25 protein-coding genes are annotated in these 25881 nt (G+C 37.9%); 16 read left to right on the forward strand and 9 right to left on the reverse strand.

All coding sequences use genetic code 11. The features are described from left to right. Positions 1 to 60: 60 nt before the first annotated feature. Positions 61 to 363, reverse strand: a complete 303-nt coding sequence (locus tag FHT21_RS22480) for a hypothetical protein (protein ID WP_223833410.1) — start codon at positions 361 to 363, stop codon at positions 61 to 63. A 974-nt stretch (positions 364 to 1337) separates the two neighbouring features. Between FHT21_RS22480 and FHT21_RS22485 the strand changes: the two genes are divergently transcribed. The 7 genes from FHT21_RS22485 (at position 1338) to FHT21_RS22515 (ending at position 7397) form a co-directional block, all read left to right on the forward strand. Further along, positions 1338 to 2879: an acyl-CoA carboxylase subunit beta gene (locus tag FHT21_RS22485; RefSeq protein ID WP_167296972.1), complete on the forward strand. Its 1542-nt coding sequence runs from the start codon at positions 1338 to 1340 to the stop codon at positions 2877 to 2879. A gap of 91 nt (positions 2880 to 2970) precedes the next feature. Beyond that, positions 2971 to 4143, forward strand: a complete 1173-nt coding sequence (locus FHT21_RS22490; RefSeq protein WP_243854078.1) for an MFS transporter — start codon at positions 2971 to 2973, stop codon at positions 4141 to 4143. Positions 4144 to 4203: 60 nt separating this feature from the next. Continuing rightward, positions 4204 to 4617: a GNAT family N-acetyltransferase gene (locus FHT21_RS22495; protein ID WP_208399017.1), complete on the forward strand. Its 414-nt coding sequence runs from the start codon at positions 4204 to 4206 to the stop codon at positions 4615 to 4617. A 56-nt stretch (positions 4618 to 4673) separates the two neighbouring features. Beyond that, positions 4674 to 5789, forward strand: a complete 1116-nt coding sequence (locus FHT21_RS22500) for a M42 family metallopeptidase (RefSeq protein WP_167296973.1) — start codon at positions 4674 to 4676, stop codon at positions 5787 to 5789. Next, complete coding sequence (locus FHT21_RS22505) at positions 5789 to 6043, forward strand: hypothetical protein (protein ID WP_167296974.1); 255 nt, start codon at positions 5789 to 5791, stop codon at positions 6041 to 6043. The genes FHT21_RS22500 and FHT21_RS22505 overlap by 1 nt, the downstream gene beginning before the upstream one ends. Before the next feature lie 86 nt (positions 6044 to 6129). After that, positions 6130 to 6819, forward strand: a complete 690-nt coding sequence (gene gpmA, locus FHT21_RS22510) for a 2,3-diphosphoglycerate-dependent phosphoglycerate mutase (protein ID WP_167296975.1) — start codon at positions 6130 to 6132, stop codon at positions 6817 to 6819. Between the two features lie 176 nt (positions 6820 to 6995). Next, positions 6996 to 7397, forward strand: coding sequence for a PAS domain-containing protein (locus FHT21_RS22515; RefSeq protein ID WP_167296976.1), 402 nt, complete (start codon positions 6996 to 6998; stop codon positions 7395 to 7397). An 11-nt stretch (positions 7398 to 7408) separates the two neighbouring features. On the opposite strand, the gene xth is transcribed toward FHT21_RS22515, so the two are convergent. The 6 genes from xth to FHT21_RS22545 all read right to left on the reverse strand — a co-directional run bounded on the left by xth (position 7409) and on the right by FHT21_RS22545 (position 12230). Further along, entirely contained in the window at positions 7409 to 8185 is a 777-nt protein-coding gene (xth, locus tag FHT21_RS22520) for an exodeoxyribonuclease III (RefSeq protein ID WP_167296977.1), read from the reverse strand. A 320-nt stretch (positions 8186 to 8505) separates the two neighbouring features. Next, positions 8506 to 8877, reverse strand: a complete 372-nt coding sequence (locus FHT21_RS22525) for a response regulator (protein ID WP_167296978.1) — start codon at positions 8875 to 8877, stop codon at positions 8506 to 8508. Between the two features lie 78 nt (positions 8878 to 8955). Further along, the gene (locus FHT21_RS22530) at positions 8956 to 9474 is read right to left on the reverse strand and encodes a sigma-70 family RNA polymerase sigma factor (protein ID WP_167296979.1); all 519 of its coding nucleotides are present in this window, start codon (positions 9472 to 9474) and stop codon (positions 8956 to 8958) included. A 125-nt stretch (positions 9475 to 9599) separates the two neighbouring features. Beyond that, on the reverse strand, positions 9600 to 10250 hold the full coding sequence (locus tag FHT21_RS22535) for a response regulator transcription factor (protein WP_167296980.1): 651 nt from the start codon (positions 10248 to 10250) through the stop codon (positions 9600 to 9602). A 40-nt stretch (positions 10251 to 10290) separates the two neighbouring features. Continuing rightward, complete coding sequence (locus tag FHT21_RS22540; RefSeq protein WP_167296981.1) at positions 10291 to 11370, reverse strand: PAS domain-containing sensor histidine kinase; 1080 nt, start codon at positions 11368 to 11370, stop codon at positions 10291 to 10293. A 434-nt stretch (positions 11371 to 11804) separates the two neighbouring features. Next, positions 11805 to 12230, reverse strand: coding sequence for a bacteriophage CI repressor (locus tag FHT21_RS22545; protein WP_167296982.1), 426 nt, complete (start codon positions 12228 to 12230; stop codon positions 11805 to 11807). Positions 12231 to 12504: 274 nt separating this feature from the next. Here FHT21_RS22545 and FHT21_RS22550 point away from each other — a divergent pair, with 274 nt between their 5' ends. The 8 genes from FHT21_RS22550 to FHT21_RS22585 all read left to right on the forward strand — a co-directional run bounded on the left by FHT21_RS22550 (position 12505) and on the right by FHT21_RS22585 (position 21397). Further along, positions 12505 to 12921: a DUF1801 domain-containing protein gene (locus tag FHT21_RS22550; RefSeq protein ID WP_167296983.1), complete on the forward strand. Its 417-nt coding sequence runs from the start codon at positions 12505 to 12507 to the stop codon at positions 12919 to 12921. 307 nt (positions 12922 to 13228) lie between these two features. Continuing rightward, positions 13229 to 15646, forward strand: coding sequence for a prolyl oligopeptidase family serine peptidase (locus tag FHT21_RS22555; RefSeq protein WP_167296984.1), 2418 nt, complete (start codon positions 13229 to 13231; stop codon positions 15644 to 15646). Between the two features lie 347 nt (positions 15647 to 15993). Further along, on the forward strand, positions 15994 to 16890 hold the full coding sequence (locus FHT21_RS22560; RefSeq protein ID WP_167296985.1) for a J domain-containing protein: 897 nt from the start codon (positions 15994 to 15996) through the stop codon (positions 16888 to 16890). Between the two features lie 5 nt (positions 16891 to 16895). Next, positions 16896 to 17201, forward strand: a complete 306-nt coding sequence (locus tag FHT21_RS22565; protein ID WP_167296986.1) for a chaperone modulator CbpM — start codon at positions 16896 to 16898, stop codon at positions 17199 to 17201. 94 nt (positions 17202 to 17295) lie between these two features. Then, complete coding sequence (locus tag FHT21_RS22570) at positions 17296 to 18870, forward strand: helicase HerA-like domain-containing protein (RefSeq protein ID WP_167296987.1); 1575 nt, start codon at positions 17296 to 17298, stop codon at positions 18868 to 18870. A gap of 213 nt (positions 18871 to 19083) precedes the next feature. Continuing rightward, positions 19084 to 19983, forward strand: coding sequence for a sugar phosphate nucleotidyltransferase (locus tag FHT21_RS22575; protein ID WP_167296988.1), 900 nt, complete (start codon positions 19084 to 19086; stop codon positions 19981 to 19983). Continuing rightward, positions 19974 to 21050 carry an aminoglycoside phosphotransferase family protein gene (locus FHT21_RS22580; protein ID WP_167296989.1) on the forward strand — a complete coding sequence of 359 codons (1077 nt, stop codon included), beginning with the start codon at positions 19974 to 19976 and terminating at the stop codon, positions 21048 to 21050. Before FHT21_RS22575 ends, FHT21_RS22580 begins: the two co-directional genes overlap by 10 nt. A gap of 47 nt (positions 21051 to 21097) precedes the next feature. Beyond that, positions 21098 to 21397 (forward strand): hypothetical protein, encoded by a 300-nt coding sequence (locus tag FHT21_RS22585; RefSeq protein ID WP_167296990.1) that lies wholly within the window; start codon positions 21098 to 21100, stop codon positions 21395 to 21397. Positions 21398 to 21728: 331 nt separating this feature from the next. Here FHT21_RS22585 and dnaK read toward each other — a convergent pair whose 3' ends face one another. After that, a complete protein-coding gene (gene dnaK, locus FHT21_RS22590) occupies positions 21729 to 23633 on the reverse strand; it encodes a molecular chaperone DnaK (RefSeq protein ID WP_167296991.1) in 1905 nt (634 codons plus the stop codon). Between the two features lie 489 nt (positions 23634 to 24122). On the opposite strand from dnaK, the gene FHT21_RS22595 reads away from it, so the two are divergent. Beyond that, entirely contained in the window at positions 24123 to 24482 is a 360-nt protein-coding gene (locus tag FHT21_RS22595) for a DUF1304 domain-containing protein (RefSeq protein ID WP_167296992.1), read from the forward strand. Between the two features lie 161 nt (positions 24483 to 24643). Here the strand turns inward: FHT21_RS22595 and FHT21_RS22600 are convergent, their stop codons facing one another. Continuing rightward, the gene (locus FHT21_RS22600) at positions 24644 to 25831 is read right to left on the reverse strand and encodes an SAM-dependent methyltransferase (RefSeq protein ID WP_167296993.1); all 1188 of its coding nucleotides are present in this window, start codon (positions 25829 to 25831) and stop codon (positions 24644 to 24646) included. Positions 25832 to 25881 lie beyond the last annotated feature (50 nt).

Raw genomic sequence — 25881 nt, forward strand, 5'->3', positions numbered from 1 at the left:
CACAGCATTTATGCTCAATTCAAGTGAGTAGGCACAACAATTACCCCAAATAATAAAAAACTAGATAAAGTTAGGCGGCGGTGTTGGAACAGTAGGATGATATGGGTCTACATATCTTTTAAAATGTTCGATAAAACTGCTCTTCAAAAAGAAATGGCTTGAAGAGAACTCGTAAGAAAAGATTGGATGATTAAGTTCAACAAGTTTGAAATCGGTAAACTTTGCAGTGTCTTTGGCGGTATCTTTCCCGCCTTCATGCTCTAACTCAATTTGCATGATTACGGCATTCATGATTTCCTTGTCAATACTTGTACAAAATACCGGCGCACCAGATATACCCATCTTTGCCATGAAGATGAACATGAATGAGGCAACTATTAAATACTTGTATTTCCTTAAAAACATCTAAAATTATAATGTTGTTTTAATTCTTATGGTTACAAAAATAAACGGATTATTGGTTTTTCAATGTTTTAAGCTGTAAAAAAAATGTAATATAACAAATAGACCGCTACATTTTTTACAAAAGCGGGGCAGGATTTGCCAAAAGCGCAGAACCAGCCATTTCCTATTCTTTAATATTTTCTCTTTTTAGGAAATGAAAGGACAGCAGTTTATAGGTACTGGAGCCCCGCCATTCGCTTTATCCCGATTTGAAAATAATTGGGATGCCTGCTACTGCCGGGTTTAGTTCACAATGGTCTGTTTACCACCACAGGTTTTTATTATGGCGGATAAAATCCACTGTTCCCTGCACTAGCCCAGGTTAAATAAACCCGATTGCCGGGAAGAGCTTCCGATCCTTCAATCGGAACTCGTACCAAAAAGCGGGGCTGAAACTGCCAAAAGCACAGAACCAACCATTTCCTATTCTTTAATATTTTCTCCTTTTAGGAAATGAAAGGGCAGCATTTTATGGGTACTGGAGCCCCACCATTCGCTTTATCCCGATTGAAAATAATGGGGATGCCTGCTACTGCCTGGTTTAGTTCACAATGGCCTGTTTACCATAGCGGGTTTTTATTATGGCGGATAAAATCCACTGTTCCCTGCACTAGCCCAGGTTAAATAAACCCGATTGCCGGGAAGAGCTTCCGATCCTTCAATCGGAACTCGTACCAAAAAGCGGGGCTGAAACTGCCAAAAGCACAGAACCAGCCGTTTCCTATTAATACTAATGTTTTTTCTTTTTGGGAAATGCAAGGTCAGTTTCAGTGGTACCGTAGTCCGGCCATCTGCTTTACTCAAAATTGCGTGTTAGGCTCGGATAAAATAACACCTCGCTTATCTTGTATTACCGCTAGTAATTTTTAATTTTAAAATCTCATAGCATTGCAATGGACAAAAAAATAGCATTACTTAAAGATAAAATCAACCAGGCAAACCATGGTGGTGGACAGGCCCGAATCGACAGTCAGCATAAAAAAGGTAAACTTACAGCTCGGGAGCGCATCCATTTTTTAATGGATGAAGGGAGCTTCGAAGAAATTGGTATGATGGTTACCCATCGAAGTACCGACTTTGGCATGGAACGGGAAAAATATCTGGGTGATGGTGTGGTAACGGGTTACGGAACAATTAATGGCAGGTTAACTTATCTATTCTCTCAGGATTTCACCGTGTTTGGAGGTTCACTCTCTGAAACCCACGCAGAGAAAATTTGCAAGCTTATGGATATGGCCATGAAAAATGGGGCACCATTAATTGGCTTAAATGATAGCGGTGGTGCACGTATTCAGGAAGGGGTTGTTTCTTTGGGCGGTTATGCCGATATCTTTTATAAAAATGTACAGGCTTCGGGTGTAATTCCGCAGCTATCGGCCATAATGGGGCCATGTGCAGGTGGCGCTGTTTATTCGCCAGCCATTACCGATTTTATTTTGATGGTAGAAAATACTTCTTATATGTTTGTTACGGGCCCAAATGTGGTTAAAACGGTAACGCATGAAGAAGTAACCTCCGAAGAATTAGGAGGTGCCAGCACGCATGCTACAAAATCAGGCGTTACCCACTTCGCCTGTGCCAATGAAATTGAGGCCATTAACCATGTAAAGAAACTACTGAGTTATATGCCGCAAAATTGTGAGGAAATAGCCGATCATTTACCTTATGAGGCAGCCGATGAAAGCCGACCGGAACTAAACACTTTTATGCCCGAAAATGCTTCACAGCCTTATGATATACGTGAAGTAATTGCAGCCGTAGCCGATATTGATAGCTTTTTAGAAGTGCATGCCGCTTATGCTGAAAATATTGTGGTAGGTTTTGCCCGCCTTGCAGGGAGAAGTATTGGTATAGTAGCCAATCAGCCCGCTTACTTGGCTGGTGTTTTAGATAGTAATTCTTCTACCAAGGCCGCTCGTTTTGTGCGCTTTTGCGATTGCTTTAATATTCCATTATTGGTATTTGAAGATGTTCCGGGATTTTTACCGGGTACAGACCAAGAGTGGAATGGCATTATCACCAATGGTGCAAAATTATTATACGCTTTTAGCGAGGCTACTGTACCACGCATTACTGTAATTACCCGAAAAGCTTATGGTGGTGCTTATGATGTAATGAACAGCAAACATATTGGTGCAGATATGAACTATGCCTGGCCAAGTGCAGAAATTGCGGTAATGGGTGCAAAAGGTGCCGCGGAAATTATTTTTAAAAGAGAAATTACTTCAGCAGAAAACCCTGAAGAAAAATGGCTGGAGAAAGAAAAATTATATTCAGACATCTTTGCCAACCCCTATCGTGCGGCAGAACGCGGCTTTGTTGATGAGGTAATTGAACCAGCCCACACCCGCATAAAGTTGATAAAAGCTTTTAAGATGTTAGAAAATAAGGTGGTGAATAATCCAAGAAAGAAACATGGAAATATACCTTTGTAGAAAACAGTCCATAGTCATTAGTCCATAGTTAGGTTTGTATCAATCCAGACTATTAATACTCAAGGCTGAGGACTTCCGACTCAAGACTCACATGCAGATTACTCAGAAATTATCACGCGCCGATATCCTCCTCATGGCTTTTTGCACAGGCCTAATTGTTGCAAATATTTACTACTGCCAACCTTTGGTAATTTTAATTGCAAAAGATTTTAATCTTACCGAAACCGATGCGGGAAGGATTACCTACCTTACACAGATTGGTTATGCTTTAGGCCTTTTCCTGCTAGTGCCACTGGGTGATATGTTTGAACGTAAAAAACAGATCCTCGTAATTACCGGACTTGCGATTTTCGCCTTACTGGTTGCTGCGATTTCCCATACCTTTTTTGTACTCGAAGTTGCTTCAATTTTAATTGGTACCTGCTCGATTGTACCTCAATTGATTTTACCCTTAGCGGCTAATCTAAGTACTGACGAGAATCGAGGGGCCAATATTGGGATGATTATGAGTGGTTTGCTGGTTGGAATTTTAGCCTCACGGGCGGTAAGTGGTAGTATTGGCTTTTGGCTAGGCTGGAGAGCTGTTTACTATATCGCAGCGGGAATATGCGGATTGCTGATCTTTTTAATGGCCAAACGTTTTCCACAAAGCCATCCCGCTTTTAAAGGTACCTATAAAGAACTCATGCGTTCGATGTTCGGTTACATTAAAACCCAACCTGCCTTAAGGGAGACCTCGATTATTAACTTCCTGGCTTTTGCCATAATTAGTGCATTTTGGACTACCATGGTATTGTTTTTAGCCAGCCCACCATTTAATTTCCAGACTTTACAGATCGGGTTATTTGGAATTGCAGGAGCGGCAGGCGCATTGGCGGCACCATTGGTTGGAAAATTAAGCGATGGTAACAATCCGCGCAAAAACTTAATGATTGGTTTTATATTACAAATCGTTAGTATCGCTTTGTTTTATTTTACGGGCAGCCATTTATATCTGTTTGTAATCGGCATAGTACTCATAGACATCGGTCAGCAGGCCATACATGTAACCAACCAGACCCGAATTTACACCTTAATACCAGAAGCCAGAAACAGACTGAACACCATTTTTATGTCGGTAAGTTTTATTGGTGCCAGCTGTGGCTCTGCCTTGGGCCTATGGCTTTGGGATCAAGGTGGATGGACATTGTTCTGTTATGGAATGACGGGTATAATTGTTCTCAATATTTTAATCTATCAGTTTTACGGAAGAAAAAACAAATAACTAATCGATAAAAATCTCATGAAATCTAAAAACGCAAGGCTTTAACTTTTTATTATAAGTATGGTCCAGATTGAACAGATATTTCCTTCTTTAACCTGGCGGATCAGGCATGAGGCCATGTATCCGGAATTACCTTTTGATCGTGTTAAGCTTCCTGATGATTTTGATGGCATCCATTTTGGGTTATATCTCGATCATAAGTTAACCGGAGTAGTTTCTCTGTTTCATGATGGGGATGTTTATCAGTTCCGTAAACTTGCCATTCTGCCCGATACTCAAAAAGCAGGTTATGGCTCTCAACTAATGGCCTATATCCTTGATTTTTGTAAAATTCAAAAAGCGACAAAACTATGGTGCAATGCACGTGTAAATGCTAAGGAATTTTATTTTAAATTTGGCTTCCACGAAACCGATAAAACCTTTTTTAAAGATGGTTACGATTTTGTGGTAATGGAAAAAGAATTATCAAGTTAAGTTAAAAGTGAGTATGATGTCTCAAATCTGAATACTCAAATCTCATATCTATTAATATGGCTAAGAAAAAAGACGACGAAAAGAAAAAACATGTTGCTGTGGTTACTAAAAAATCGCTGCAGTTTCTTGAAGAATACATCAATAATCCTGCACCTACGGGCTACGAATGGGAAGGACAAAAGCTTTGGTTAAACTATTTAAAACCATATATCGACGAACATTTTATCGATAACTACGGTACCGCTGTAGGTGTTATTAATCCTAAAGCTGCTTTTAAAGTAGTTATAGAAGCACATGCCGATGAAATTTCGTGGTATGTAAATTACATTACTGCAGATGGTTTAATATATGTAATCCGTAATGGCGGTTCAGATCATCAGATTGCACCTTCAAAACGCGTAAATATTCATACCGAAAAAGGATTGGTTAAAGCGGTATTCGGTTGGCCAGCAATCCATACCCGCCATGGCGAAAAAGAACAGGCACCAGAATTAAAAAATATCTTTTTAGACTGTGGCTGTACTACAAAAGAAGAGGTAGAAAAATTAGGCATCCATGTTGGCTGTGTAATTACTTACGAAGATGAGTTTATGGTTTTGAACGACCGCTATTATGTTGGCCGTGCCTTAGATAACCGTGTGGGTGGCTTTATGATTGCCGAAGTAGCGCGTTTATTAAAAGAGAACAAGAAAAAACTTCCTTTTGGCTTATACATTGTAAACTCTGTACAGGAAGAAATTGGTTTACGTGGTGCTGAGATGATTGCGCAGCGCATTAAACCAAATGTGGCCATTATTACCGATGTAACGCACGATACCACTACGCCGATGATTAATAAAAACATTCAAGGTGATTTATCGGCAGGTAAAGGGCCTGTGGTTTCGTATGCCCCGGCTGTGCAAACCAATTTAAATAAACTATTGATTAAAACGGCTGAGAAAAACCATATTCCATTTCAACGCCAGGCATCTTCGCGTTCTACCGGAACCGATACCGATGCTTTTGCCTATTCGAATGGTGGTGTACCATCAGCATTAATTTCGCTGCCGCTACGCTATATGCATACTACCGTAGAAATGGTACACAAAGAGGATGTTGACAACGTAATCAGCCTCATTTATGAAAGCCTATTGAACATTACCAACGGTCAGGATTTCAGAGAGTTTAAATAATGGAAAAAGTAAACCACCAAAAAATCATTATCAGCACCTTTTTAAAGGTTTTACTGATGATCTTTGTTATTTTCATTCTTAACTCCTGGCCGAATATTAAACAGAGTTTTAGTGGTAATGTGCCACCACTTAATTATTGGCTTGATCATAGTTTTAAATTCAGTAATATCATCCTCATCTTAGGATTTGGTGGTTATTTCTACTATAAGGATTTAACAGCTCAAAAAGAGACGATTGAAAAGGCAAAAAAATAAGCAAGAGGTGAGACAATATAGAGGTTTGAGGATTTATCTTCAAACCTTTTTAATTTAAAGCTGAGGTTCCATATAAAGATAAATAAATGAAAAAAATCGTACTCATTCGACATGGACAGAGTGTTTGGAATCAGGAAAACCGTTTTACAGGTTGGACTGATGTTGATTTATCAGAAAATGGTTATCAGGAGGCCAAAAAAGCAGGCGAAATCTTAAAAAAACACGATTACAATTTTGATATTGCTTTTACTTCATTACTAAAAAGGGCGATAAAAACGCTCCATATTATTCTTGAAGACCTCGATCACCTTTGGATACCGGAACATAAAAGCTGGCATTTAAACGAGCGCTTTTATGGAGCCTTACAAGGTTTAAATAAAGCGGAAACTGCAGAGAGATATGGTGAAGCTCGGGTTTATAAGTGGAGAAGGGATCCTGATGAAGAACCACCTCAAATTACAAGAGATGATGAACGGTTTCCGGGAAACGACCTTCGCTATCAGCTTTTAAAACCAGAAGAATTACCGCTAACTGAAAACTTGAGTGATACCATCGCCAGGGTGCTCCCCTATTGGAACGAATCTATAGTTCCAGCTATAAGTAGAAATGAAAAAGTAATTATATCCGCACATGGAAATAGCCTAAGAGCGCTTATAAAATATATCGATAATTTATCAAACGAAGAAGTTACGGCTTTAGAAATTCCCACAGGTATTCCGTTGATCTACGAGCTCGACGATGATCTCAAAAAAATCAGGCACTATTACTTAAGGTAATTTAAACCGAAACCTTCTGTTTGCTTATCCTTTGTTATAAAACCAACAAGTATATTCCAAAAGAAAATTATGCTCACTATCCGACTTAAATAACTGAGCATCAGGTTATTTTTACTAATACTCAAAATATCTTTACATTGTTTGTGTAATTTGCCCAAATAGTTTATCCTTTATTTATGAGTACAAATAAAAAAAATATTGATCTATCCATTATTTGCGATGATCATTGGGATGTGGTATTCGACCATGTTGGTCTTGGTTTTTGGGAGTTGAGTATATCAACAGGCATACTCCGTTCAACCCGGTCATTTAAAAAAAACTTAGGTTGCCCGCCAGATAGGGTTTTAACTTATGAAACCGTTTTAGGTTTAATCTTGCCAGAAGATCTCGATCATGTTCAGGATGAAATCGAACTTACGGTTTCGAGAGAAAAAAACAGTTACCGCTCGGTATACAGAATTTGTAGGCCTGACGGAGAAATTAGATGGATTAAAGCCGATGGAATACTATCTCAGCAGGATGGCGAGTGCTTAAAATTAATAGGAACAATTTTAGATGTAACCGATTTAAAAGAATAACCTGCTATAGTTTATACCTCACTTAGTTCAATCCATACCGGACCGTGATCGCTTGTTTTTTCCCAGCCCCTCACTTGCTTATCTACTCCCGCAGATTTTAAGCGATCACTAACCTGAGGACTCAATAAAAAATGATCAATTCTTAATCCCGCATCTCTACCATATGCATTCCTGAAATAATCCCAAAAGGTATATATCGTTTCGGTAGGGTATAATTTCCTGATCGCATCTGTCCAGCCTTGCGCCATTAAATTTTGAAATGCCAGACGGGTTTCTGGACGGAATAAAGCATCCTCAACCCAGCGTTCTGGTTTATATGCATCCAGCTCAGTAGGTATTACATTATAATCGCCACATAAAACTACTGGTAAATTATATTCCAATAGTTTTGCTGCATGGGCCGTAAAACGCTCAAACCATCGTAACTTATACTCAAATTTAGGGCCAGGCGCCGGGTTGCCGTTCGGAAGGTAAAGGCAACCAATAATTACATTATTAACCATTGCTTCGATGTATCGGCTATGCAAATCTTCCGGATCACCATCCAGATTTCTCTTTAACTCCTTTATTTCCAGATTTCGAGCTAATATAGCAACGCCATTCCAACTTTTCTGTCCATGCCAAATGGCATTATAACCAACATCTTTAATAGCCTGCTCAGGAAATTTTTCTTGCGGTGCTTTTAATTCCTGTAAACACACTACATCGGGCTGGGTTTCTTCCAGCCAGCGTAACAGAACAGGTAAGCGACCGTTTATTCCGTTTACATTATATGTTGCTATTTTCATCTGTATCAATATGTTTTTAGGTAATGAAACCCTACCTGCGGGTAGGTATCATAATTAATCTGCAGTAAGATTTTTGAAAACCATAACGGTTTCATTTTATAAATCTCAGCAATAAAACTCAAAAATGAAACTAAGTATTTCACATAGTAAATTAAAAATGGTGAAAATGTACTTATAACATGCAATCATTTACACTATTTTTAAAACTAATAACAAATTAAAATGTTTAATTTTGAAGATTCATTCATGTTTGAGCGCATGTTTGAGTTTAGATATAGGGATAGGCTGTTAGTCTATCCCTTTTTTTGTTCGAACAAGCTTTAAGAAGATTTATTCAGCGATGCTTTCACTTTCTGCCGGAGGTCCATAATATCGAAAGGTTTTCCGATGGTATCATTAGGCGAGCAGCATAAATTATCCATGTTCATGACTGAAAGCAATATAACAGGCAAGTAGGCTGTTTTAGGATTATGCTTCAATTTATTGCAAATATCCCGACCATCATACTTACCAATAAGTATATCCAATAAAATAATATCTGGCAGAAAATTAGCTATTGTTGCTTCTAAATCACAGGCATCTAAAACACCTTTTATTTGATAATGTTCTTCCTCAAAAATTAAGTTTATGATGTCATGAATATTCTCATCATCATCAACCACAAGAATTTTCTTAACTAGCGTATTGCTCATTTGCAACAAATCTAATTGAAGTTAATTTGCTCGGATGACGTATTTATACCTGAATTTACCGAATAAATAAAAAGAATATTAGGCAGCCAAACCAGATTTATAATTTTTAAGCATCTTTTTCAAAAGACCTCTTGCTACGTGTATTTTGGTTTTTACGGTACCTAGGGGGATATCGAGCTCGGCAGCAATTTCATGATATTTATAACCTTCAAAGTAACGGCAAAAGCAAAAACGGCAGTCCTCCGGTAAGGCATTTAATGATTTTTGGATGTCCTCCATCATAAACTTAGCAGCACCACCATTCGAAGATGCACTTGGAACCAGTTGAACAGAAGTTAAATCCTCTTCTTGCTGGATCATTTCATTTTTGCGCTTTACCTTATAGTAATGATTAAGAAAGGTATTTTTTAGGATGGTAAAAAGCCAGGCACGCACATTGCTTCCCATTTCAAACTTAGCAGAAAACCTAAAAGCCTTCATAAAGGTATCTTGAACTAAATCGGCCGCATCGTCTTCATCACGCGTATATGCTAATGCGCGATCGAAAAGTGGTTGTCTGTACTGGTATATGTCGCAATTAAAATTTAATGTATCCATGATTCGTTTTAGGGCTGATGTAGATATTCAACAAGTAACAGCACTCAATGTTATTTGTAGAAATACGCGATTTTTTACGGTTTATTTAAAATACCCTAAAAAGCACCATAAAACGACCAAAAATACTAGCTTACATAACCATTTCGCATGGCAAAACGAACTAAAGATGCAGAGTTTTTTGTGCCGCTTTTGCTAATTAAAGCTTCTCTTTGGCTCTCTACAGTTCGCCTGCTTAAGTACAGTTTATCAGCTATTTCTTGATTCGTCAACCCATCAGCAATAAGTTTTAACACGTTAATTTCGCGCTCTGAAAAGTTAATTTCGGTATTCATTTTTCGCGAAAGCATATTCAACTCAGTATTAAAACGCTCTAAAATGGAAATGCATAAATTAGAAGAAAGGTACCGTTTTCCTTTCATTACATGCTTTAGGCAAAACAGCAATTCATCTTCTTCAATATCTTTCGACAAGTAAGCAGAAACTCCTGATATAAAGGAATTTGACGCATACTTTTCATCATCTAAAATAGACAAAGCAACTACCTTTGTGGTGTATCCACGCTCTTTAATAGTACTGGCTAAGGCTATCCCATCAAGCCTTGGCATTACAATATCTGATAAAATGATATCAGCTTTTACTCCCTTTTCCAGAAGCTCCAAAACCGCTAAACCGTCTGATACTTCCGCAACAACTTTGATGCCTTCGTGTTTTTCTATAAGTACTTTAAGTGAGGCCCGTATAATGTGGTGATCATCGGCAAGAATAATGTTAATCATAATTCAAATATAACTTACGCCATTTTAAAATTAAAAACGGCTACTTAGGTAGCTCGATATAGAAGGTGGTTCCAACACCGATTTTGCTCTTAAACCAGATTTTTCCCTGATGTAAGTCAACAATGGCCTTGATTATGCCCATACCAAACCCTCCCGATTCTTCACCCTTAAGGCCTGGTCTTAACGTTTCCGGCAAATGGTTAAAAAGCCCCGCTTGTAGCTCTTCCGGAATTCCGATCCCATCATCAGCCACCGTAATTAAAACGGTACTTTCATATTCTTCGGCATGTAAAGTAATATTTCCATAATCGGCAGTAAATTTTATTGCGTTCGAGATTAGGTTATTTATGACCTGCAAAAACTTCATACTATCAAGGCGCAGATAAATATGTTCAGCAGCGCTTGTAAATTTAATGTTCTTCATTTTACCTAGCTTCGATCGTTTATAAAAACGAACCACATCTCTAAGTTCCCAAACCAAATCAGCCCGTTCCTTGCCAATTTCTACGATCGATGATTTTAAAAACTCGCGGTTAATCATGCTGCGTACCAGAAGCAGATTACGTTCGCACATCTCCTTAATAAAGGCTAATGAATTCATCATTTGTTCATCACCCGTTTGTGCTATACCATCTTCCATTGATGAAGCTGTTAATTTCATCATGCCAAGTGGTTCTTTTAAATCATGCGCCAATACCTCTAAGGTTATGTTTTTCCGGGCATTTATTTGTTCGATATGGATTTTATTATGGCGCATTACCGTAGTATCTTCTACCGTACCTACTAAATACTTTACGCCTCCATCTGCAACTACAAAAACAATTACCCGCACATATTTCTCTCTATCAGCAAAAAGCAAACGGAATTCATATTTTTTCTCTGTACCATCTTCTTCAACGCATTCTTGGTAACAGGATATTACATGTGTCAAATCTTCAGTGTGTACTTGCTCTGCCAGTAATCGTGGATTGGCCATAATTTCATCGAGGCCGAGTTCCCAGATATTACTGATAGATTTATTGAGGTACGAGAAATTTTGCGCCGTGCAGTTAAAAATAAAATAACCATCAACAGAACGGTCGCCAAGATTACAAAAAAGCGCTTTATTCAATTCGACCATAACCTAATGTTTGATAATTTGCCAAAAACGATATAAATAACGAATCAGCGGTCAGATCTCAAACAGTATAGGAGTGAAAAAGTTTTATACAAAAAAATGCATTTAACTATTTAGCATACGATGATGTAGATAGCTAGTGATCCACTTTCTGAGATATTAACATTTTCCACACGATGTGCAAAATTATTTTGCGAATAAAAACCAACTATTGCCTAAATTGTTAAGCATAAAAGAAAGATAAAAAAGTCCTGTGAGCGGGAGATCCGCGGAGGGCAGGCACACCATAGAGAGGACAGTATCCTTCTTATCAATAGCCATCGCACAGGTGGCTATTTTGTTATATGCGATTATTTTTAAAACAAATAACCCATTTAATGGGGATAGAAAAATCTAACGGGATGATTTATCGTATTTATCTTGGTTAAAAGTTAGGTTTATTGATATAAAAATGTTTCAGATTTTTTATTTCTAAGTGGAAACTCCTTATTAATTGGATCGAGCTCTTGATGCTCTTCTGTAATTAGAAGGTCGTTGTATTTTTCTAACAGATGAATATATTTATTCATCCAGAAATACACAGAATTATTATCCGAACCGATTTGCTTACCAGGATCTGCAGTTTGATTGACGGATTCGGGGCTGTACTTAGGGAAAGCTTCTGGAAATGCAGAAGAAAGATCCTGACCTAATAACTTGCCTACCTGCCAAATTACTTCATGCCCAATTCTGTCTTGACCAAACCAGTTGTAAATTGTTCTGCGGCTTACATGAAGCTTCCTCGAAAGCTCACTGATGCCCATGCGATCTCTGCGCACTAAGCGCTCAAGAATTTCTCCTTGTTTTAGTTGTTGTGTTGTCATTGAGATAATTAATTTTTAAAAAATGAAAAAAATAATTAAATCAGCTATCGGGGACGATTGACAATTCAAATGTAAGAATAAGTGTAAAAGGTTGTGTAAAAGGGGCTATTTTTTTGACATTTGTCAAGCTACATTAACAAATTATTGTAAACAACCTCAAAAACAGGCCATTTGAACCTTACTTTTTTCAACAAATAACGTCTCATTTTAAATACAATTGTTACCAAAATTGAAATTATTTTATTAAACTTTTATATTCATAATAAAAAAAGATATGGCACAGAATAAAACTACAGAAAACGATTTAAGCGTTCCAGCATTTTTAAATACCATTCCTGACGAAAATAAAAGAGCCGATTGTTTTAACCTGTCGGATATGCTAAGCCAAACCACAGGCTTTAAAGCGAAAATGTGGGGAAATGCCATTGTTGGTTTTGGAAGTTACCATTACAAATATGAAAGCGGCCGAGAAGGTGACGCTCCCCTTGTTGGTTTCTCGCCACGTAAAGAGGCCATTGCACTTTATCTCTCTACCCAGTTTAAAAACCGCGATGAACTGCTGGCCAGGTTCGGTAAACATAAAACCGCCAAAGCCTGTATTTATGTAAAAAAAATGAGCGATATCAATGTGGAGGTATTAAAAGAAATGGTTACAAATTCTGTCGCGAGGATTAGTAGTTTGTATCCATAAGCCCGAAGAGTGAGGAGACAGAAGACTGAGGACTATAGTACAAATTTAACATTCCATATTTTCAACTCTATATCTCTGTTTTTTATGCGGCACAAGCTGTAATTTTTTCATGCTCAAAGCTTTCCGGTTAAATCTCTGAGAGCGATTTGTCAGTCTGAGCGGAGTCGAAGACCAGATAGATAAATCAATAAAAGATTTTCCGTTCCATTCAGAATGACAGAAATAAATGCCTCACTAAGAAGTTACGCAGCAATAATTTAAATTTTACAATATTTGATTATCCCTTATTTCGAACAAAAAACCGGAAATGATTAAAAAACTACACTTTTATTTATTGATAGCAGGCGCTTGCATTTCGCTTAATTCGGCCGCACAAGATGCAATAAGCTACCAAACACCGCCAAAAGAAATTGCTGATTTATTACTGGCCAAACCAACACCCGGTGTAAGCATAGATGGCAAAGCAGAATGGATCTTATTTAGCGAGCGCAACTCCTATCCTTCGGTAGAAGAGCTGGCCATGCCTGAATACAGAATTGCAGGCTTAAGGTTAAATCCTAATAACTACTCGCCAAGCAGACAAACCTATATTAACAACCTTAGTTTAAAAAACATCAAATCCAACCAAACGTTTCAGGTTGCAGGATTGCCAACACCATTATACGCCAGCAATATTAGTTGGAACCCATCGGAAAACAAAATTGCCTTTACCCATACTACGCAGAAAGGAGTAGATCTTTATATCATTGATCTGGCTACAAAAAAAGCAGTTAAAACCAATAAGGCTTTTTTAAATGTAGTTTTAGGTAGTGGCCTTACCTGGTTAAATGATAATACCATTATTTACCGCACGATAACGAAACCAGCAAGCGCCGCACCTACAAAACCACTAATGCCTAAAGGACCAACTATTCAGCAAAACTTAGGCAAAGCTGCACCTAGTGCCACTTTTCAAGATCTAATTAAATCACCATTTGAGGAACAATTGTTTGAGTTTTTTGCAACCTCACAATTGGTAAAAAACACAGCAGGTATAGAAACAGCCATTGGAAAACCAGCCATTTATGGTTCGACAAGTTTATCACCAGATAAAAATTATATGATGATCGAAACCATACGTAAACCTTTTTCTTACTTGGTTACGGCAAACGGTTTTCCATCCACAATAAGCATTACCGATTTAACCGGTAAAACCATTAAAGTTATTGCCGAGTTACCTTCATCAGAGGGTACCCCATCTGGTTATGATAATACGCAAAATGTACCACGTGGTTTCAATTGGAGGGATGATGAACCTGCTACACTGATTTGGAGCAAGCCATTAGACAGTGGATTAATTAAAAAAGATGTTCCCTTTCATGACGCAGTTTATGCACTAAGCGCACCTTTTACAGGGTCAGAAAAAGAATTATTTAAAACCACTACCCGTTTCCGTGGTGTACAATGGGGCGATGCCAACCTTGCCCTGATTATGGAAGGTTTACGTAGCAAACAAACCAACAAAGTGAGCCGTTACAACCCTACAACAGGTGCAGTAGAAGAATTGTACAGCCGTAACCAAACAGATGCCTACGGTAACCCAGGTTCGCCTGTTACTACAAAAAACAAATATGGCAGGCAGGTAATTAAAACGGTTGACAATGGCACTAAACTGTTAATGAATAACGCGGTAGGTTCATCAGAAAAAGGAGATTTGCCTTTCTTAGCCAAATTCGATTTAACGACTAAAAAGAACGAAATTATCTGGCGCAGCGCCGAAGGAACCTTCGAATATGTAAGTGAGGTGATTAACCCTGACAAACTGGTTTTACTTACCCGTAAAGAGAGTCAAAAATTAGCACCTAACTACTTTATTAAAAACCTGATACTTCGCATAGCCGATCAACCGATTACTAATTTCACCAATCCATATCCATCTTTAGAAGGCATTACCAAACAGAAAATTTCTTACAAACGTGCTGATGGCGTAGATTTAACAGGCGACCTTTATTTACCTAAAGGATATGATAAAGATAAAGACGGGCCATTGCCTACATTAATTTGGGCTTACCCACGCGAATTTAACTCTGCAGCTGATGCCGCACAGATCAGAGGCTCGAAAGATAAATTTACAACCATTAGCTGGGCCTCTCCTATTTTCTGGGTAACCCGTGGTTATGCTGTTTTAGATAACGCAGAAATGCCAATTGTAGCTAAAGATGGTAAAAAACCTAACGATACCTTTGTAGATCAATTACAGCTTAATGCTGAAGCCGCTATTAATAAATTAGCGGAATTGGGCGTTGGCGATAAAAAACGTATGGCCGTTGGAGGACATAGTTATGGCGCATTTATGACCGCAAATCTATTGGCCCATACCAATCTTTTTGGTGCAGGTATTGCACGTAGCGGAGCTTATAACCGTACGCTTACGCCATTTGGTTTTCAAAACGAAGAACGTACATACTGGCAAGTACCTCAGTTATATTACGAGATGAGCCCTTTCAGTTATGCAGATAAAATTAAAACGCCAATATTGCTCATCCACGGCGATTCTGACGATAACCCGGGTACTTTTCCTATTAATAGCGAACGCTTGTTCAACGCCATTAAAGGAGCTGGTGGTACTACCCGTTTTGTATTTTTACCATACGAAGCACACAGCTACCGTGGCAAAGAAAACTTGTTGCATATGCTTTGGGAGCAAGACCAATGGTTAGAAAAATATGTAAAAAACAAAAAATAATCTCTCTCTACCTTTATCGATTAAAGTGCCTCAGTTCGGGGCACTTTTTTTGTTTAACGAGTTTTTTTCTCGTGGTGTCAGATATTCGTATCTGAAACCATACTGAAAGACAATTTGATACTTTCCGCGTTAATATTTTAGACAGTTAACTTTTTATTGTTTATCAATCAGTCAGATGGCAACATCTGACTGCACATATAATTAATTTCTTAATGGTAAAGCATCTCAAACTATAAACAAACTACCCTGCTAAATGGTTAAGACAATTTCCATTGAAATAAACCATTATAAAACCTACATTTATACAATAAAATTGAACATTCCCTTTATTTATTTGTTAAGCGATTATGGACTACATAGACTATTATAAAATCCTCGATTTAAAAAAAGACGCAACACCTGAGGATATTAAAAAAGCTTATAGAAAATTAGCCCGAAAACACCATCCCGATCTTAACCCCAACAACGAAGAAGCCAATAAAAAATTTCAACAAATTAATGAGGCCAATGAGGTTTTAAGTGATCCTGAGAAACGGAAGAAATATGACAAGTATGGTAAAGATTGGCAGCATGCCGATCAGTTAGATGCCCAGCAACAGCAGCAAAGGCAATACCAATCGCAAGGTGGCGGTTATGGTGGAGGCAGCAGTTACTCAGGAGGCTTTGGCGGCGAAGATTTTTCTGAATTCTTTTCTTCCATGTTTGGTGGTGGAGGTAGAAGCAGTAGAAATTCTCCTTTTAAAGGTCAGGATTATAATGCCGATTTGCAACTAAACTTACTTGATGCCTACACTACCCATAAGCAAACACTTACGGTAAATGGGAAACAGGTACGTATTACTATCCCGGCAGGTGTAGAAAACGGACAGAAAATTAAACTGCCCGGTTATGGTGCCCCTGGCGTAAATAATGGCCCTCCAGGAGATTTATTTATCAAATTTAATATTAAGGATGATCCTAAATTTAAACGTAAAGGAAACGATATCTACATACAGGAAGAAATAGATGTTTATAAGGCTGTATTAGGTGGAGAAAAAATTGTAGAAACCTTAAACGGCAAAGTTAAACTTAAAGTACCGGAAGGTACACAGCCCGGTGCAACTTTAAGATTAAAAGGCAAAGGCTTTCCTGTTTATAAAAAAGAAAACCAGTTTGGCGATTTATACATCAATTGGCAGGTAAAACTACCAACCAATCTAAACGTCGAACAAAAAGAACTATTCGAAAAACTTTCCAAATTCTAACCATTATGGGAACTAATCTAATACCTGTAGAAGACATATGTGCTTATCACCATGTGGAAATTAACTTTATTCAATCGTTGGAGGATTTTGGCCTGATCCATACAACAATTAAAAAACAATCGCTCTTTTTGCCAGTTGATGAATTGACCAAATTGGAGCAGTATCTTCGCTTGGCACAAGATCTGGAAATCAACTTAGAAGGCATCCACGCTGTTTCTCATCTGCTTAATCAGGTACAACAGATGCAGGAAAAAATAACCGCGCTACAAAACGAGCTAAATTATTATAAGCAATTTAACCAGCATCATTAAACAATCGTTTGTGCATACTTTTGCACCAAAACTAGAAACAAAAAAGCAACCTTTTTAAGATTTGTTTCTTAAATTGGCAATCTAATTTTAAAAAATGAGTGATCTTTCTTCAAAATTCATCGAAAAAATAAAATCATCCTATGCTCCTACAGGCTCATATATTTATTTAGGCGCCGGAATTTTAGACGGTCAGGTTTATAGCGAAGCTGAGGTTAATTTGTCTTTAAAAATGATGAACAGACACGGCTTAATTGCAGGGGCAACTGGAACAGGTAAAACACGAACCCTTCAATTATTAGCAGAGCAACTGTCAGATGCCGGCGTTCCTGTTTTTATGTTGGATGTAAAAGGCGATTTATCGGGTTTAAACCAACCAGGTTCTATTAATCCTAAAATAGAAGAAAGAGCGCAACAGCTCAACAAACCTTTTTCTCCTTCTGGTTTCCCTGTCGAAATTTATTCGCTTTCGGGCAAAATGGGTGCCCAGATGCGAGCAACAGTATTGGAGTTCGGCCCAACACTTTTATCGAAAGTGTTAGATTTAAACGATACACAGGCAGGTGTTATGGCAGTAATATTCAAATATGCCGATGATAACAAAATGCCTATTATTGATTTAAATGATTTAAAGAAACTGGTTTCTTATCTATCAGAAGGTGCTGGTGCAGCCGAAATAAAAAGCAGTTATGGCACCATTTCAACTGCTACTTCTGGTACTATATTAAGAAAAATTGTAGCCATAGAGCAGCAGGGATTAGCAGGTATGTTTGGCGAAAAGTCTTTTGATATTGAAGATCTCTTCGAACGTGTTGATGGCAAAGGAACCATAAGTTTATTAAACATTGCCGATGTTCAAAATCAACCTGTACTGTATTCTACATTTTTGTTAAGCTTACTGGCTGAGTTATTTAATACCATGCCTGAGGTTGGCGATTTAGATAAGCCAAAACTAGTCTTCTTTTTTGATGAGGCGCATTTATTGTTCAAAAACTCTTCAAAAGCATTCTTAGAGCAGATTGAAACTATCATCAGGTTAATCCGTTCGAAAGGAATTGGTGTTTTCTTCTGTACCCAGGCACCTACTGATGTGCCTGAAAGTGTTTTAGGACAACTTGGTAACCGTGTACAGCATGCATTAAGGGCATTTACGCCAAATGATGTAGATGCTTTGAAAAAAACAGTTAATACCTATCCAAAATCAGATTTTTATGAGATCGATAAAATATTAACCTCATTGGGAACAGGTCAGGCATTGGTTACCGTATTAAATGAAAAAGGTATTCCAACGGAAGTATCTGCTACCATGCTTACCCCGCCAAGGGCTGTAATGGGGCCACTTACAGCAGCAGATTTCGATCAGCTTGTTCACGCCAGCCCAATGTACACCAAATATAAAGACCCAATCGATCCTGAAAGTGCTTATGATATTTTAACTAAACGCATTAATGAGCAAACTGCAGCAGCAGAGCAGGAAAAACAGGCAGCTGAAGCTCAAAAACAAGCAGAACAAGAAAGCAAACCTAAACCGGGCGAAAAGAGTCTTGTTGAACAGGTAATGGGAGCAACAATAACCCGTCAAATTGGTAAAGAAATTGTTAGAGGTATATTTGGCATGCTTACAGGAAAGAAAACACGTTCAAAAACCGGTGGTGGTTTATTTGGATTTTAATTATATAGAATAATGAAATATCTAATCATTTTGCTCTCAATTTGTTCAATTACCGTCCAGGCACAAATAAATTATTTAAATGAGCAATAAATATGGTTAAAACAAGGAGCGCTTTCTAGTAAGATCAAATGCCTATTACTATTTTCGCAATACGAATATGATATGATTAAAGTATTTTTTAATCAAGAATCTCAAAAATAAAAATAACAATAAATGAAACCCACCCTATTAATATTGGCTGCAGGTATGGCAAGCCGTTATGGAAGTATGAAACAAATTGATGGTTTTGGCCCAAACGGCGAAACTATTATCGATTATTCAATATATGATGCAATTAATGCTGGCTTTGGCAAAGTTGTATTTATTATAAAAGAAGAATTTGTAAAAGAATTCAAAGCCATTTTCGAGCCTAAACTTGAGGGAAGAATTGAAACAGAATATGTTTTCCAAAACTTCGATCTTAAACAATTTGGCATAGAAGAAGAAATATACAGGGAGAAACCTTGGGGTACCGCACATGCAATCCTTTCTGGAAGAAACGTAATTAAAGAACCGTTCTGTGTAATTAACGCCGATGATTACTATGGTTTTGATGCCTTTAAAAAAATGGTTGATTTCTTAACTACAGAGGTGACTGACAGCAACTATGCCATTATTGGTTATGAGGTTGGCAAAACTTTATCAGAATTTGGTGCGGTTTCGCGTGGTGTCTGCAAAGTAGATGCTTCAGGCAATCTTGAAGAGATTATAGAACGTACAAAAGTTTATCCTAAAGACGGTAATATTTTTTACGAAGAAAATGGCGAAGAATTTCCCTTAGCTTATGAAACTCCGGTTTCAATGAATTTCTGGGGATTTACACCAGCGGTTTTCAAAATTACGGAAGAATTGTTCAGAGAGTTTGCTGAAGCAAACAAAGATAAACCGAAGGCAGAATTCTTTATCCCATTAATTGGCGAGAACCTTGTAAAAAGTAATATTGCAAGCTTTAAAGTAGTGCCAACCTCTAACAAATGGTTCGGTGTAACATATAAAGAAGATAAACCGTATGTTCAGGATAGTATTGACCAATTGGTTAAAAACGGAACATATCCAGAAAAACTATGGAACTAAATTTAGATTCCGAAGTTTTAAAAGCCTACGGATACGCTAAAGAAAACACAAGAATTACACAAATAGGTACGGGTTTAATTAACCGTACTTATTTGCTTTCACCTTTGTCAGAAGAAAAAAAATATATTCTTCAAAACATTAATACCTCGGTTTTTAAACAACCACAAGCTATTGCAAATAATCTTCGTGCAATTGCCGACTATCTTAATTTTGCTTACCCTGAATATCTTTTCATAAAGCCAGTTTCCACCACCAATGGTGAAGAAATGGCCCATATCCGCGATGAATATTGGCGGATGCTTCCCTTTGTGCCCAATACCATTTCATTAGATGTGCTGGCCGACCCAAAACAAGCTTATGAAGCCGCTAAACAATTTGGGAAACTGAGCAGGCTGTTAGATAACTTTGACGCGAAAACGCTTCAACCCACAATTCCAGGCTTCCACGATTTAGGCCTAAGGTACGAACAGTTTACATTGGCACTGAACAAGATCGTAGAAGCATTAAAAGAACAGGCAAAATCAGAAATTGAAGGTGCTTTAGCGCACAAGTATATCCTAGATTATTATACTTCCTATTCACATAGAAAAGATTTCCCAGACCGGGTAATGCACCACGACACCAAGATCAGTAATGTGTTACTGGATGATGAAACCTACGAGGGGATTTGCGTAATTGACCTGGACACCGTTATGCCTGGCAAGTTTATTTCTGATCTGGGTGATATGATGCGTACTTACCTATGTGCCTTTTCAGAAAATGAGACTGATCTGGATAAGATAAAAATACGCTTGCCTTATTTCGAAGCGATGATAAAAGGTTATTTATCAGAAATGAAAAGTATTTTGACAGAAACAGAAAAAGAGCTTATTCTATTTTCTGGTAAGTATATAATTTATATGCAGGCACTACGTTTTTTAACCGATTTTTTAAGTGGCAATAATTATTATCCTACAAATTACCCCACGCAAAATTTAGATCGGGCCAAGAATCAATTTAAGCTATTGCATGAAATATCTGTAAACGAAAAAGAATTACAGGATATTATTGAAGAGAATTTGGTCTAACAATTCTCTGATACAAAAGACTATCAAGCTAAAAGAACATGAGTGCGATGAAAAGAAATGGTTTTAAAGTTTTTTCTTTTATTTCTGCAACGATCATTTTTTGTGTTTTCGCTTTTGTAACACTCATTGCCGCCGCAGCTGTTGACGAAGGTACAGATGGAAATAACTTTGTAATACAAGCGATGGCAAAAATATATTACATTTTTCGCTTTCCTATACATACCTTATTCTTTAGGTTTATTGAAGGGCCCTTCTTCTTCTTCGTTGGATTATTGCTCAACTGTTTATTTTACGGATTTCTAACAGAAAGGATTGTCTTTATATTTGATAGAAAAAAATCAAATTGACATCTTTCGATCATATGAGACATTTAAAGAACGTGTAAGTAGCGATCGCTATAAAAACTCTCCGAAAAGCACTAATCCCTCCTTCCTAAACCCGACAGCAGCGACAGCCCCGAATTTTTCATGAGGGCTATAGCGCATGGCGGGGCTGAAGTTCCAGAAAAGTACTGAACCGTTCGTTTTCATAAAAACAAAAAATATTATTTCAAACCTCACAGATTTTAAAAACCTGCAAGGTTTATAGCGCACAAAAAAAGCGTTCCTGAATAATCAGGGACGCTTTTTATTTTTATCTTTCCCAAGGCTTTCCGCTCAGGGCTGAAGACTCAAAGACTTATTTCTCTTCTTTTACTTCTTCAAAATCAACGTCAGTAACGTTATCGCCACCACCTTGAGGTTGACCATCAGCTTGTGCTTGTTCGCCACCTTGAGGCTGCTCGCCAGCTTTGTACATCTCTTCAGAAGCAACATTCCATGCAGCTTGCAATTCAGCCGAAGCTGCATCGATATCTGCAAAGTTACGCGCTGAGTGAGCTGCTTTCAATTTCTCTAAACCAGCTTCGATTGGTGCTTTTTTATCAGCAGATAATTTATCACCAAACTCTTTTAGTTGTTTCTCAGTAGAGAAAATTAAAGCATCAGCTCCGTTAATTTTATCCGCTTCTTCTTTCTGTTTAGCATCATCTGCCGCATTAGCTTCAGCTTCTTCTTTCATTTTTTTGATCTCAGCATCAGTTAAACCTGAAGATGCTTCGATACGGATTTTTTGCTCTTTACCAGTAGCCTTATCTTTAGCACTTACGTGTAAGATACCATTGGCATCAATATCAAACGATACTTCTACCTGAGGCACACCACGAGGTGCTGGTGGAATACCATCTAAAATGAAACGGCCAATAGTACGGTTTTGAGCAGCCATTGGACGCTCACCTTGTAAAATATGGATTTCTACTGAAGGCTGGTTATCAGCTGCAGTTGAGAAAGTTTCCGATTTTTTAGTTGGGATAGTTGTGTTAGACTCGATTAATTTAGTCATTACACCACCCATAGTTTCGATACCTAATGATAAAGGCGTAACGTCTAACAACAATACATCTTTCACATCACCAGTTAATACACCACCTTGAATAGCAGCACCGATAGCTACAACCTCATCAGGATTAACACCTTTACTTGGCTCTTTACCGAAGAAAGCTTTAACCGCTTCCTGAATAGCAGGGATACGTGTAGAACCCCCTACCAGGATAATTTCGTCGATATCGCCTGTGCTTAAACCAGCATTTTTCAAAGCAGATTTACAAGGATCGATAGTACGTTTGATTAAGCTATCAGCTAATTGCTCAAATTTAGCACGTGATAATGTACGTACTAAGTGTTTAGGGCCGCTAGCATCAGCAGTAATGTATGGTAAGTTGATTTCAGTAGAAGTTGTGCTTGATAACTCAATTTTAGCTTTCTCAGCAGCTTCTTTTAAACGTTGTAAAGCCATTGGATCTTTAGAAAGGTCCATGTTGTTTTCTGCTTTAAACTCTTCAGTTAACCAGTCGATAATAATGTGGTCAAAGTCATCACCACCCAAGTGTGTATCACCGTCAGTAGATTTTACTTCGAAAACGCCATCACCTAATTCCAATACAGAAACGTCATGTGTACCACCACCACAGTCGAACACAACGATCTTCATGTCTTTGTGTGCTTTATCTAAACCATAAGCTAAAGCAGCCGCAGTTGGCTCGTTAATGATACGTTTTACAGATAAACCTGCAATTTCTCCTGCTTCTTTAGTAGCCTGACGTTGTGCATCGTTAAAATAAGCTGGTACGGTAATTACCGCTTCAGTTACTTCCTGACCCAAGAAATCTTCAGCAGTTTTTTTCATTTTCTGCAAAATCATTGCAGAAATCTCCTGTGGAGTGTATTTTCTGTCGTCGATTTCAACACGTGGAGTGTTGTTATCACCTTTTACTACTTTATAAGGTACGCGTGCAATTTCTTTAGCACATTCATCGTAGCTGTTACCCATAAAGCGTTTAATCGAATATATCGTTTTTGTTGGGTTGGTTATAGCCTGACGTTTAGCAGGCTCGCCAACTTTACGCTCACCGTTTTCTGCAAAAGCAACAATAGACGGTGTAGTACGTTTACCCTCACTGTTTGCGATAACTACAGGCTCATTGCCCTCCATTACACTCACGCAAGAGTTTGTTGTTCCTAAGTCTATTCCAATAATTTTTCCCATTGTATTTTTAATTTCTCTTTTTAAAGTATTATAATTTCTACTGCTATTAAACAATGCTTGTGCCAATTGGTTTTTGGCAGAAAATATCGGTAAAAGACTGATAAAATGTAAAAAAAGAGGCTGGAGTTTACTGACAGCATGACAGAAGAGTATGGTAAATGTGGGATGGCAGATCGATGAAGGGGCGACCAAAGACTAAAGCAGAATGAATTATTTAAAATAATATGAAAATGAATGTCAGTAATACTTCGGAAATACCAGCCCCGCTATACGCTTTACTTCGTTGCACTACGTGTTCGCTCCTATCGGGTTTAATTATCAGCGGCCAGTGCAAAAAATCTACTAACGGGTTAAAACATACCCCATACAATAATCCTCAAAGTTTTATATCTTTATTATCGCATAAGTTAATCGGTTTAATCATTTTATCTATGCAATCATTTATCCATTGTAACTACTTAACCTAAAAATCCTTATAATCATCAAAAAATGCAAGTAGCAGCACAAATCATGATCGGGCTTGTTGCCCTTATTCACATTTATATCCTTTGGCTAGAAATGTTCGCCTGGACAACCAAAGCCCCCAAGGTATTTAAAACCATTCCAAAAGATTTATTTGGTCCGACCAAAACATTGGCCGCTAACCAGGGCTTGTACAATGGATTTTTAGCAGCAGGCTTAATATGGTCGCTATGCATAACCGACCATCACTGGCGCTTGTATGTAGCCATATTCTTTTTAACCTGCGTAATTATTGCAGGGATTTACGGTGCTGCTACAGCCAGTAAAAAAATTCTTTATGTGCAGTCGATACCGGCTTTAGTAGCCTTGATTTTATTGCATCTGTAAATTTGATCCTATCGGTCGGTGCCTCACCGGCCGAAAACACCAAGGTTGGCATAATAGATTCTGAACAAGTTCAGAATGAAGATAACCTCAATAGGCATATCATATAATTAGTCATCGCTTTGCATTTCTTTGCGAAAAACCTTGTGCTCTTTGCGGTTAAACTACAGCCCCAACAATTTTTCTAAATGATGGTAGCCAATCCCAAAATATTCTTTACTCGCCTTAATTTTTTTCAAAACCTCCGTTTTTCGCTCTGCACTTAGCACTTTGCCCTTAATCCCCACCACAAGCACATTCTTGGGCGTATGCGCATCGGATATAAACTCAAAAACCTTGGTTTTATAGCCAAAATACTCTAAAATCAAAGCGCGTATCCCATCGGTAACCATCTCAGCCTGGCGTTCTAAGAAAATGCCATATTTAGTTAAAAAAGAAACATCATTTTTCACTTTGTGCTGTTCAATTTCCCGGCGTATTTGTTTGTGGCAACAAGGCGCAACTACAATCAGTTCGGCATTGGCTTTAATTCCCTTAAAAATAGCATCATCCGTTGCCGTATCGCAGGCATGTAATGCAATTAAAAGGTTTACATTATCTGCTTTGTAATCCTCAATCGTTCCCTGTACAAAGTTCAGTTGAGAAAAATCAGATTTAACCGCAACCTGGTTACATAAATCCACCATGTCCTGCCTATACTCTACTCCAACTACCTCAGTTTCCAACTTTAAAACCGAATGGAGGTAATCGTACAATGCAAAAGTTAAATAGCCCTTGCCAGAGCCCATATCGGCAACCTTTTTTACGGTTCCTGCCGGCAGTTCTTTAATTAAAGCACTTAAAATTTCAATGTAATGGTTAATTTGTCTGAATTTATCCTGTGCATTTTTAAAAACCTTACCATCGGTATCAGTAATTTTCAACTCCGTTAAATATGACTTCGCATCAGGCTTAATTAACCTCGTCTTTTCTTTATCATGACTGCCGGATGGAGCCTCCTTGCTCGAAGCTTTGTTTTCCCTCATCACTACCTTTCCATTGTTCAGTTCCTCCAAAATCAGATCCTTTTCTGTGGTAAACAAAGTACCAATTTTAAAACCCTTATTCAGATAATCAGAAATCAAATTTATCGCTTCATCAACGGTATAGTTTTTCACCACATCGCGTGTTTTGTAGCGATAAGTAAAAGCCAGTTTATCTTCACGTTTAATCACAACTTTGCGAATAAGAATTTGCTTTAATGCTTCTTCTTCACCTTTGTAGTTCCCTAAAGATACCTTTACAAAAGTTGCTGCATCAACACTTTCTTTTAAAACCGCAGTAAATTGTTTTATATATTCTAGCACTGGCATTGATAAATTTTAGCAACAAAGATAATCAAGTTTATCTGGAGCAGAACATA

The organism is Pedobacter sp. SG908 (assembly GCF_011759615.1).
Taxonomy (GTDB): Bacteria; Bacteroidota; Bacteroidia; order Sphingobacteriales; family Sphingobacteriaceae; genus Pedobacter; species Pedobacter riviphilus.